General features: G+C 42.6%; 9 protein-coding genes. 2 read left to right on the plus strand and 7 right to left on the minus strand.

Going from position 1 to position 12333, the window contains the following annotated elements:
• Positions 1-130: 130 nt before the first annotated feature.
• Positions 131-649, minus strand: a complete 519-nt coding sequence (locus JL57_RS16540; protein ID WP_291299726.1) for an RNA polymerase sigma factor — start codon at positions 647-649, stop codon at positions 131-133.
• A 217-nt stretch (positions 650-866) separates the two neighbouring features.
• Between JL57_RS16540 and JL57_RS16545 the strand changes: the two genes are divergently transcribed.
• Complete coding sequence (locus JL57_RS16545) at positions 867-1445, plus strand: hypothetical protein (protein ID WP_034140983.1); 579 nt, start codon at positions 867-869, stop codon at positions 1443-1445.
• Between the two features lie 57 nt (positions 1446-1502).
• Here JL57_RS16545 and ligA read toward each other — a convergent pair whose 3' ends face one another.
• From ligA to JL57_RS16570, 5 genes are all read right to left on the minus strand, one after another.
• Positions 1503-3485 (minus strand): NAD-dependent DNA ligase LigA, encoded by a 1983-nt coding sequence (ligA, locus tag JL57_RS16550; protein WP_034143122.1) that lies wholly within the window; start codon positions 3483-3485, stop codon positions 1503-1505.
• A 135-nt stretch (positions 3486-3620) separates the two neighbouring features.
• Positions 3621-4553 carry a putative manganese-dependent inorganic diphosphatase gene (locus JL57_RS16555; protein WP_034143181.1) on the minus strand — a complete coding sequence of 311 codons (933 nt, stop codon included), beginning with the start codon at positions 4551-4553 and terminating at the stop codon, positions 3621-3623.
• Positions 4554-4614: 61 nt separating this feature from the next.
• A complete protein-coding gene (gene pcrA, locus JL57_RS16560; protein WP_034143123.1) occupies positions 4615-6885 on the minus strand; it encodes a DNA helicase PcrA in 2271 nt (756 codons plus the stop codon).
• Positions 6886-7353: 468 nt separating this feature from the next.
• The gene (gene asnS, locus JL57_RS16565; RefSeq protein WP_034143124.1) at positions 7354-8745 is read right to left on the minus strand and encodes an asparagine--tRNA ligase; all 1392 of its coding nucleotides are present in this window, start codon (positions 8743-8745) and stop codon (positions 7354-7356) included.
• 103 nt (positions 8746-8848) lie between these two features.
• Positions 8849-10867: a methyl-accepting chemotaxis protein gene (locus tag JL57_RS16570; protein ID WP_034143125.1), complete on the minus strand. Its 2019-nt coding sequence runs from the start codon at positions 10865-10867 to the stop codon at positions 8849-8851.
• 587 nt (positions 10868-11454) lie between these two features.
• Between JL57_RS16570 and JL57_RS16575 the strand changes: the two genes are divergently transcribed.
• A complete protein-coding gene (locus JL57_RS16575; RefSeq protein WP_034143126.1) occupies positions 11455-11688 on the plus strand; it encodes a DUF2249 domain-containing protein in 234 nt (77 codons plus the stop codon).
• 117 nt (positions 11689-11805) lie between these two features.
• Here JL57_RS16575 and JL57_RS16580 read toward each other — a convergent pair whose 3' ends face one another.
• Positions 11806-12285 carry a DUF523 domain-containing protein gene (locus JL57_RS16580; protein WP_034143127.1) on the minus strand — a complete coding sequence of 160 codons (480 nt, stop codon included), beginning with the start codon at positions 12283-12285 and terminating at the stop codon, positions 11806-11808.
• Positions 12286-12333: the final 48 nt, after the last annotated feature.

Raw genomic sequence — 12333 nt, forward strand, 5'->3', positions numbered from 1 at the left:
CATTGATTCGATTCTTAATCTTCTGCCATTGATCATCTATATTCGGAATCTCAATCTCGGAAGCTAACTCTTTTGACAAATGAATTATTATTATTTCGTCAAGCTCTCTTTCAGATAAGCTCACTTAAGTTCAACCTCCCAAATTTTGATTGAGATCCTTATCTATCAAGTTTCTAAATTTTTCTTTTGCTCTATGTAGTCTAACTTTAGCATTTGAGAGATTAATATCTAATAACATAGCAATCTGATGCAAGGATAAATCGGCATAATACTTGAGTACTAAAATCTCATGTTCTTTTTTATTTAATTTTTTAAGGACATTATTGATGTCCTCTTTCAGTTCTATATCATTTTCAAGACTACTATCTGACAGCATGCCTAGGTGCAAATCAGTTAATAAAGTAATCTTATCATTGTTTTTATTATTTAACATTCGTTTAGCTTCATTTAGAGCTATAGAAATAACCCATGAAGCAAATTTATCTTTAAATTCTAGCTGATTAAGTTTATTATACGCTATTACAAAGGCCTGTTGGACGGCATCCTCTGATATATATTTATCTTTAGTATAAAAATACACTGTTTGATAGACTCTTTCATAAGTCTGCTTGGCTAGAATTTTAAAGATTTCTAAGTCCTTACTTGACAATTTATCCGCCTCCTGAAACTATTAATTCTAGTAATTTATATTAAAACCTCCTAAATTTTTATATTTTATAAAATTAATGTAACCTTATGGCATATTTAATCCCTCTATATAGAGAGGGGGATACCAAAACAATTTTATAAGAGCTACGGTGCATTTAAGGAAGTAATGGAAGTGAAGTGATTTTCTCCCCTGGAATTTAAAAGAGGTGATTTAGATATTGTCAAACTATAAAATTTTATTTTTCCTAGTGTTGTTAAGTCTAATGGTAACCGGCTGTTCAACAACTGAAGCTAATCAAACAAGAGAGAAACTCAATCTTCTTGACTCTACCATAAGGACCCACCTTTCTAAAGAGCATTCAACCCTAAAGGTCAGTCAGTTAAAGATAATATCAATGATCGAAACTCCAGAAGGAGACTTGATTCAGATTTTGTTTCAGGGTAACGGTGATGAATATATCGGCTTTTTACAAATATCAAAAAACATCGAATTCAGTGACGTAGTTTTTAGCAATATAAGACCAAGTAATAAAGATACACCCTTCGATGTTCACTTTATGACTTCATTCATGAAAAAATCAAACGAAGAAATACCTTACATATTCTTGGGAGGAGTTATAAATGATAAGAAAATTAAGGAGATGCAGATAATTTTTGATGATACTGCCATCGTCTATTTAGTATTTAATGAACATCAGGAATCTTATAATTATGTAAGAATAGGATCTAAGGCTGGAGTTAAACAAATTATTGCCAAAGACAACTCAGGTAAAGGTCTATATAGCTATCCACCTTAGCGTCCTCGTAACACGTATAAAAGCCGGTTTCTCAGATGGAGAAACCGGCTTTCACTATTAAAGCTTAATCATCTGTTCAAATTCCTCTTCGGTCAAGATAGGTACTCCCAGTCCCTGGGCTTTCACTAACTTTGAGCCAGCTTTCTCTCCTGCAACGACGAAGGCAGTCTTTTTGCTAACACTACTTGCCGCTTTTCCACCATACTCCTCGATGATTGTTTCGATCTCCCGCCGCTCCCAGCGCTCTAACGAACCAGTTACGACGATGCTTTTACCCGCAAATATCTGTGGTTTGGTCGAGGTTCCTGCGGTCATGTTCACACCGGCTGCATGCAATTTAACCAAAAAATCTCCCGTACTCTCCAGACTGAAAAACTGCACCACACTTTCCGCCATTGCTGGTCCAACGTCCGGAATCCCTTGTAACTCCTCTAGGGTGGCCTCCTGCAATTTTTCCATGGAACCAAACGTCTGCGCTAAAATCTTCCCTGCTTTTTCCCCAGTGTGGCGGATACCTAAGGCGAAAATCAACGGTGCCAGTCCTCGCCCTTTGCTGTCTTCTATGGCCCTTAGCAAATTCTCTGCCGATTTTTTCCCCATCCGTTCCACAGGGGTTAAATCATCGAAGGTCAATGAATAAAGATCGGCAGCATCTTTGATCAACCCCGCATCTAGGAGTTGTTGAACAACTGCGGGTCCTAGTCCATCAATCGCCATGGCATCCCGAGAGACGTAATGAATAATCCCCTCACGTTGTTGGGCAGGGCAGATAATACTTTGACAACGGTATGCCGCTTCCCCTTCCTCACGCAAAACCGGGCTCTGACATTCTGGACAGAGCTCTGGCATTTCAAAAAGCCTTTCCTCACCGGTGCGTTTTTCGGGTAACCCTCGGACAACCTCTGGAATTACATCTCCAGCTTTATGTAAGAGTACATAATCTCCGATACGGATATCCTTATCCCGAATGTTATCTAAATTATGGAGTGTGGCACGACTCACAGTGGATCCTGCCACGGAAACTGCTTTCAGTACGGCGGTGGGCGTCAAAACTCCGGTACGCCCTACTCGGATGATAATATCCTCAACGACCGTTTCAACCTGTTCCGCCGGAAATTTATATGAAATCGCCCAGCGCGGACTTTTGGTGGTAAAGCCAAGTTCCTGTTGAAGGTCAAACTCATTCACTTTAATGACCAGACCGTCGATATCATATGGGAAGCGGTGACGCTCTGACGCCATTTCTTCACAATAGGTAATAACCTCTTCGATATCGCTAAATACTTTATACTCAGGGTTTACCACAAACCCCTGTTCTTTTAAATAGGTAAGCACATCTATTTGATTATGTAATCCCAACTCTCTGCCTGATAAAACTTGATAGGCAAAGTAGTCGAGTTTACGCTCGGCAGTGATTCGAGAGTTCAGTTGGCGCAATGACCCTGCTGCAGCATTACGAGGATTGGCAAAGGTGGATTGCCCTTCCTCTTCACGTTCTTGATTCAAACGAGCAAAGGAAGCTTTAGGCATATACCCTTCTCCCCGCACACTTAACCTTGGAACTGCCTTATTTAAACGCAGAGGAATTGAACCCATGGTTTTAACATTAGCCGTGATATCTTCTCCTATAGAACCGTCTCCCCGAGTTGCTCCACGCACCATAAGCCCTTCCTCATAGGTTAGGGCGACTGTTAAACCATCGATTTTAAGTTCAACTACATAGTCCACTGAGGCGGCCACTTGGCGTACGCGTCGATCAAACTCTCGTAAATCTCCCGGAGCAAAGGCATTGTCTAAACTGAGGAGAGGTTCCAAATGCCGCACTTTCGTGTATTCTTTGGCGACCTCTCCCCCAACCCGTTGAGTCGGAGAATCCGGAGTTACCCAGTCTGGATGCTTGGCTTCTAAGTTCAGGAGCTCTTGCATTAAAGCATCGTATTCTGCATCTGTGATGTGTGGCTGGTCAAGCCCATAATACTGCTTATTAGCCTCTTCAAGTTCCCGGCGAAGCGTGGCTAAGCGCTCCAATTCATCCTGCACTGAAATCCCTCCGATCCTCGTCTCTCTTTGACGCATATAAAACAATAGCACAAGGCTTCGAATTAATGACTTAGCAAGCTTATTATTAGTTTTCCCATAATACTGCTCATTAACTCATTGCCTAGGTACAAATAATTAAGCTTGGAAATATGTTGTCATTTGTGGTACAACTTGCTTCTTACGAGAAAGAACTCCTGGAAGATCAACACTGCCATTGACAATTTCTTTGCCGAAGGCTTTAGCTACTTCTTCTGGGTTGTCCCCTTTTACGATCAGCTCTGTGGTATCTGTTAAAATATCGGTGATCATCAAACAGAGATAACGCATATCTTGTGCTACACGGTGTGCTTCAATGGCTGCAGTTAAGTTTGCCCGAACCTCTTCAAATCCATCCAAACCCATCAGACTTACTTGTCCAACTCCAACTTTGTGAGGACCCATGGTGAAAGCCTTAAGATCTTCTTCAATCATGCTTTGAGGGGTACGCTCAGCAATGTTGGAAGATGCTTTGAACATGTCGATACCAAAGGTCTTGGGATCAACTCCGGCAATAGCAGCCAGTTCAGCAGCAATCGTCTTATCCAATTCAGTGCAGGTTGGAGATTTGAAGATGACAGTATCGGAAAGAATGGCTGCGAGTAAAATGCCAGCAATCGCTTTTTCAGGAACTAAGCCTTTTTCCTTGTACTCTTGAGCTACAATCGTGCATGTGGAACCTACGGGCTCAATACGAACATAAAGGGGTTCCGAGGTTTGGAAGCCGCCCACTTTGTGATGATCAACAATTTGCACGAGCTGAGCTTGATCTGCACCAGCAACCGCTTGACCATACTCATTGTGGTCGACGAGAATCAATTTTTGTTTAGCTTCTACGGACTCTAATACCTCAGGAATAGCTACTCCATAATAATTGAGCACATACTCAGTCTCTTTATTGAGTTTTCCGGCTGAGCAGGGAACAACATTGTCAGCTCCCATGAGTTCTTTTAAACGAGCCAAAGCGATTGCTGAGCAAACTGAATCTGTATCTGGGCTTTTGTGTCCAACAATATAAATTTTATCTGACATATTTAACACCTAAACCTTTCTTCTCCTCAATTTTGGGAAATGCACCATGGTAAAAAAAATGTCACAGTTTCGTTAACTTGGCATACTCCGCAATTAATTTCTTGATTCCACCGTCAAAAACAATTGTCAGTTCCGCTTGATTTCCCTCTCCCTTAATGGAGACAATAATCCCTCGACCAAACGTCGCGTGTTCCACTTTTTCTCCTACCTGATGCGCCTCACCCCCTTTAATAACTAGAGTACTTCCAAAATCCTTTTCCCACGACCCTGAACCCAAAGGAATGGTTCGATCCGACATAGAATCCCGTCTCCTCGCTGATTTCGCTGGAGTAGCGAGACGACGTTTTGGTGGATCAAGTGGGTCAATTTCCGTCATTAAATCCGACGGAATCTCCATCAAAAAGCGAGAGGGCTGATTGTATTGCGTCTTGCCATAGAGCATCCGCATTTCCGTATTACACAGGTATAGCTTCTCCCTCGCCCGAGTGATAGCTACATAACAAAGTCGGCGTTCTTCCTCTAAAAGAATTGGCTCTATGAGTGAACGGCTACTGGGGAAAATCCCGTCTTCCATACCCACCACTAAAACAACCGGGAATTCTAACCCCTTCGCACTATGCATCGTCATTAAGGCTACTGCAGCCTCTGCTTGATCTAAATCATCGATATCAGCAACCAACGATACTTGTTCTAAGAAACCGCTTAATCCTCGGACAGCTTCCTCAGCTTCAACTCCATCATTTAAGGCATTTTGCTCAGCTAGAGCTGCTTTAGCATCATACTCAGCGGTTACGGACAGAAACTCCATCAGATTTTCTAAACGAGTCTCCGCTTCAGGTGTGTCTTCAGCCTTAAGGATCGCTTTGTACCCCGTCTTGTTCAGAATCTCTTCTACTAAGTCTGATACACTTGCCTCTCGTGCCAAGTTTAGTAAGCCCTGCATCATTTGGGCAAAGCCTAACAACGGCTTCTTAGCTCGTGTCGACAAATCCGGAATATACTCTGCCTCCAAAATGGCGTCCAGCACAGGCATTCCTTGTTCATCGGAGTATTCTAAAATCTTTTGCAAGGTGCTATCTCCAAGGCCGCGCTTGGGCACATTAAGCACACGAGCAAAACTCACTTGATCAGCTGGATTATATAAGACTTTTAAATACGCTAGGATATCTTTGATTTCCATACGTTGATAGAATTTCAGCCCAGAGAAAACGCGATAAGGCGTAGCCGCCTTCATCAGACGCTCCTCTAGAGCCCGCGATTGAGCATTCGTCCGATAAAGAATCGCAAAATCATTAAACGGACGCCCTTCTAGCTCATGTAAGCGTTGAATCCGATTAACGACATAGTCCGCTTCATCTCGCTCATCAGATCCCACATAACACACGACCGACTGCCCCTCAGAGTTTTCCGTCCAGAGCGACTTCTCTTTACGCGATTCGTTATTCCTCACCACTGCATTAGCAGCATTAAGGATCTTTTGCGTCGATCGATAATTTTGTTCAAGTTTGATGACTTTGGCTTCCGGATAATCCCGCTCAAAGTCGAGGATATTTTGGATATCCGCCCCGCGCCAGCCATAGACGGATTGGTCATCATCTCCCACCACGCAGAGATTCCGATATTCACTCGCCAAAAGTTTGATCAGCATATACTGGGCGTGGTTCGTATCTTGGTACTCATCAACCATAATATAGCGGAATTTATCCTGATAATACCGATAGACATGATTACTTTGCTGAAAGAGCTGAACCGTGAGCATGATAATATCATCAAAATCAAGCGCATTATTACTCTTGAGTCGTTTCTGATAAGAACGATAAATATCCACGACTTTTTGTTCAAAATAACTAGCAGCCTTATAGGAAAACGCTTCGGGATCTTGAAGTTTGTTTTTGGCATCACTAATGACTGCCGCCACACTGCGCACTGGGAATTTCTTTTCATCATAGTTTTTTTCTTTTAAGCACGCTTTGAGTATCGACTGTTGATCCCCTGTATCATAAATAACGAAATTCTTCGTATATCCTGGCAAATTATCAATTTCACGTCTCAGAATACGGACACATGCCGAGTGAAATGTCGTGACCCATAATCCATACCCCTCACTGCCCAGCAAGGTGGCCACTCGTTCCCTCATCTCTTTGGCCGCTTTATTGGTAAAAGTAATCGCTAATATCTCACCGGGTTCTACCCCTTGAGCAATCAAATGGGCAATTCTATAGGTGAGCACTCGAGTTTTTCCCGATCCTGCTCCCGCTAGAATTAGAAGCGGCCCCGCTCTATGCTCTGCAGCTTCCCGCTGCACTGGATTTAAATCATCTAACCGGTACATGACCACTTCACCTCACTTCTTGTACTTATTATAACATACTGTACGTCCTACTGTTGCTTGAATTGCTAACAGTCTCTTGCCCTTTAAGATATCACAATAATTATTAGCTATACCTAAAGGTAATGGACATCATAGGACAAACTTTATTACTGGGTTGATTAACGGAATATTACTGGAATCTCCTTAGATAGCTCCCTCCGTAGCACGTAAAGACCTGTAGTTTTGCACATCAAGAGAAAAATTGGCACGGAAATTGGTGAGAAGTACTGAAATAAAGACTTATAGGGCTTAAGACAGGTGTCTAATACCAGGATCTTCCTCAAAAAATATCTATCGTGGCATAAGTAAAGTTAATGGAGACTTAAAAAATAATACAGATGTACCAAATTAGCACACCTGTCCAGAAGAATCACAAAAAACCTCATACTTAACTGACAATGCACCTACGAACAGCCTCATAGAAGACCGCTAAAACTCACAAGAATTCGCCGTTCTCGGGAAAGAGATCACATCGCGGATATTGGACATTCCAGTCAAGTACATGATAACTCGTTCAAAACCCAGGCCGTACCCTGCATGCTTTACGCCACCATATCGTCTAATGTCAAGATACCACCCGTAATCCTCAGGATTCAATCCAGATTCTTGCATTCGACTTTGTAAGATCTCAAGACGTTCTTCGCGCTGACTTCCCCCGATGATCTCACCAACTCCTGGAACGAGCAAATCCATGGCTGCCACGGTTTTGTTATCGTCATTTAATCGCATATAGAACGCTTTAATTCCTTTAGGGTAATCTGAAACAAAGACTGGTTTCTTAAAGATCTTTTCTGTCAAGTAACGTTCATGCTCTGTTTGAAGATCCATACCCCAATGAACGGGATACTCAAAGTCCACATCTTCCTTCTCCAACAGTTCTACTGCCTCAGTATAGGTAATATGACCAAACTCGGAGCTTAAGATATTTCCTAACCGATCAAATAAGGTCTTATCGACAAAGTTATTGAAAAATGCCATTTCTTCAGGAGCATTATCCGAAGCATACTGAATGATAAATTTCATCATCTCTTCAGCCAAATTCATATTATCGGCAAGATCTGCAAAAGCGATCTCTGGTTCAATCATCCAAAATTCCGCAGCATGTCTCGCGGTATTGGAATTTTCCGCTCGAAACGTGGGGCCAAACGTATAGACATTGCGAAAAGCCATACAATACGTCTCTACATTGAGCTGACCACTGACCGTTAGACTGGCAACACGTCCAAAAAAGTCTTTGGAAAAATCAAGGTTACCCGCCTCGTCCTTAGGTGGTTGAGCCATATCTAGTGCTGTTACCCGGAACATCTCTCCAGCACCCTCAGCATCACTGCCGGTAATAATCGGGGTATGCACATAGACATAACCCTTTTCCTGAAAGAATTTGTGAATGGCATAGGCAACCACAGACCGCACCCGAAAGACTGCGGCAAACGTATTCGTTCTGGGGCGCAGATGGGCAATCGTCCGTAGATATTCAAACGTATGCCGTTTCTTCTGGAGAGGATAATCCGCCGCAGACAAGGCCAGAATCTCGATTTTCTCCGCTTTTAATTCAAAGGGTTGCTTTGCTCCCGGTGAAGGGACAAGGGTTCCTTGGATACGCAGGGCAGAACTAATCGTAAGCTTCCCAATCTCCATAAAATTTTCCAGACTTTCTTCAAAAACCACCTGAATGTTTTCGAAAAAACTTCCATCATTAATTTCTATGAAGCCAAACGCCTTGGAAGTGCGCACGGTGCGAACCCACCCAGATAGCTCCACCTTTTGATTGAGAAACTGGTCAGTCCCTCTGTAAATTTCCTTAACGGTTGCCAATTGCATAGTTTTCCTCCTCAAGCTACCCAAGAGAGTGTTAAACTCTAAATCAGCTGAATTTGAACTTCAATAAGTATTCTTGTAATTATACCTGATTGGAATCCGAACTTCAAATTACAAACCGCTTACTTTGGGCTTTCAATTCCTCCATCAAGACAATCAACTGTCTCGCACTATCCCGAATCGTACTGATCGTTGCGCTCATTTCTTCCGTTGAAGCGGCTATCTCCTCTGTAGCAGCAGCATCTTCTTGACACATTTCTGAAACCATATGAACAGACTTAGCTACTGCCTGCTCCATTAGTACGACTTGCCGAACCTCACCCTCCATGACCGCCAGCAGTTGACCGACAGTTTGGGTCCCCTGTGAAATTTCTGTGAATTGTCCCAGTGCTCGATCCCCAATTCCCGATTGTTCTTCGATTAAGCTGACTGCCTCTTCTGTAGCTCGAGCTGAAGCTTCAACATTCAGAGTTACTTCATCGATCAGCTTTGCAATTTGAGAGGCACTTTGCCTTGATCCTTCGGCCAGCTTGCGGACTTCTTCGGCTACAACAGCAAATCCCCGTCCTGCTTCCCCAGCGCGAGCCGCCTCAATCGCTGCATTAAGAGCAAGGAGATTCGTCTGGTCAGAAATCTCGGTAATAATTTGGGTAATTCCACGAATTTCTCTCGTCTGCTCTCTCAGAATATGACTTCCCTTTTGGATTTCCTCCACTTTAGCCGTAAAGATATGCATCTTTGCCGCCAAATCCTTTAGTATTTCTTCACCACATAATGTTTGTGCAGTAACTTTAGAGGTACTTCCAGCGACGCGCTCCATATGCCCAGCTAAAATTCGGACACTCTGATTGATACCTTTACTTTGCACCCCGATCTCACTCGTACTCTCTGCAATTTTCTGAGCACTACTAGCTACCTGACTGACACTTAAAGCAACTTGATCTGCTCCTTGTGAGGTTTGATCGGTTGCAACCGAAATTCCTCTCGTTGATTCCTCTACATGCCACACAGCTTGATTAATCGAAAGGCAAACTTCTTTTGTATTGACAAGCATCTTTTTCATGGCCTTAGCCAAGGTCTCTAACTCTCCATACGAGTTCGTTTTAATATCAATGTTCAAATTACCTGTGGCCAGAACCTCCGCATCTTCCGCCAACTGAATCAATGGTCTGGTAAAGGCTAAAGAGACAAAATATCCAGAAACCACACCAAAAATAAGTACCAGTAATCCCACCATAAATATCCAACGTTTTAAAGTGTTTAACTCTTGCACTACCCCTTCCCGAGAAAGCACGGTCTTAATATAGCCCTTTACTTCACCTTGATAGTTTTTAAAAGGAATGAGTAAAACATTAGACTGGCCATCCCCACTGATCGTAAATTGAGCTTGTCCATTAACGAGTGCTTTTACCAATCCTTCCGAGACTGGAAAATTATCTTGTCCTGTACCAGACAGTAACCCTCCATTCTCCTTCACATTTTTGACCATTGAGGTCGATGGATCGAGTAAATAGATAAAATAATCTCCGGGGTTCTTCTTCTGTAAAGCTCTTAAAAAATCATCACCGAAATCCATTCCATATTCTACAGTTCCTACCCACTGATCTTGATACTTGACTGGTACCACCACTCGAAATCCATATCCTTCGACCCCCTCTTCTAGCCCTTGCACTATTTTATGTTCTTGATTGGGCGTCACCACCGTAGGCCGAATTTTTGAAAGATCATCCCCGAATTTTTTTGGCGAATGTGCCCGGTAAAAGGAAGTGGCAGGTGCAACATGAAACTGAAGTTGGCTGAAGCCTTCTTTCTTGATCTCTTCAAAGACAGGCTGGACAAGACGTACGATCGTAGCTCTGTCACGTTCTGCTAAGGCCTTTGCCACGTCTGGATTGAGGGTCATCGATAGCACCGAAGACTTCGCGCGATCTAGGCGATTATCGAATTCATCCTGTATTCCCTGTTCCACAAGTTTTTCCGTTTGAAGCTCGCTAGTTTTAAGCAGCTTCTCGGCATTCCAAAGGCTTGCTCCAGATAACGCTGCCACAACGACAATAACCACCAGACCAGCTAAAAGGGTAATCCGGGTTTTAATTGACATTGAACGTTTGGTTAGTTTAGACATAATAATAAAACTCCCCCAGCTCTAAATTTGTGACATCTGACTATTACTATTTTTATCAAGTTGCAAGACCCCCACTTCAGAAAGTGGGGGCTTCGTAAAACTTCAGGGGGGTAGAGCCCCTTCGCTGGTATGTATGAGAAAATAATTAATAAATTATAGCCTCAAAGAGAAGTCATCTCTTCGAGGCTTATATCAAACCTATTTCTAAGCCAGCCCAATAATCTACAACCCCTTTCAAAAAATTCATTGTATATAGTTTATCTTCTGAACCCTAATAATTTCCTTAATCTTTAACATTTTACACTGGATGATATAAAAGTAATGAAATCTAAATGACACAATTTATGTCTGTTAAGTGACATAGTCTGAGAAATAAATAAAAAGCACCCAAAAACGAACACTTTGGGTGCTTTTTGAGCTAGACTATGATTGAAATCACAACTGTATTTTGTTTTTTCCTTTACATTTAGCTTAATCCGTATTAACCGTCATAAATCTCTAATAATCTGTAACTCCTCAAATATTATCGTAGAAATCTTGACACACTATTCTAAAGATGTGACTTACAGATTAAGGAGGAAATCAAAATGACTTCATTTGCAGCCCAAATAGATGTTCGTCAATATGCTCCTAAGGATAAGCAACCAAACATTTTCAGCACTTGGAATAGTCTGAAATCGGGCGAAACAATGGAACTCACCAACGACCATGACCCCAAACCACTTTACTATCTGTTTTCTGCAGAACATGCTGGACTGTTTACTTGGGACTATCTTCAAGAAGGGCCGGAGGTTTGGCGAGTCGCTATTACAAAAAAGTGAACTCGTTCAACTAAAGTTGAACATCGAGTCTTCGGTGGGGGACTCTACCCCCACCGAAGCGAAGCCGGGGGTACCACTCCCACTTATAGAAGTGGGAGTCTTACGATTGGATAAAGGTTAAACTCTTTCTAATAACTCAACTAACCTCTCCTCAGTCAGTTCCTCTTCCGAATAGATCGGGATATTATGCTCTTTCAACAAAGCCGCTGTCACTCCCTGACCTGATATGATCCTGTGTGAAAAGCTTCCATCATAAATACAATTCACGCCACAGGAAGGACTACGCTCCTTGAGAATCGCGGCAGTGACCGGAACTAGCTCGACGATTTTAAGCACTTCTTTGGCCCCCAGGATAAATTCCGAGGTGACTACTTCTCCCTGCTCCCCTTGGGCCACACAATCTCCACTAAGCACACCTTGACCTGTTCCACCGATAATCTCTACGGGTACTCTTGGAGTTGGTAAACCACCTAGTTGCTCTGGGCAAACTGGAATAAACTTTCCCTTGGTACTGTATTTCTGAAGCATAGCATGGGTATGGGCTTTGCCGTCATACTTTGTATTCAGCCCAAGCAAACACGCGCTTACAATAATCATAGTCCTTCTGCTCCTCTCTCTACTTAACATACTCTCTCTAGGAAAAAG

This window comes from Desulfosporosinus sp. BICA1-9 (genome assembly GCF_000802135.1).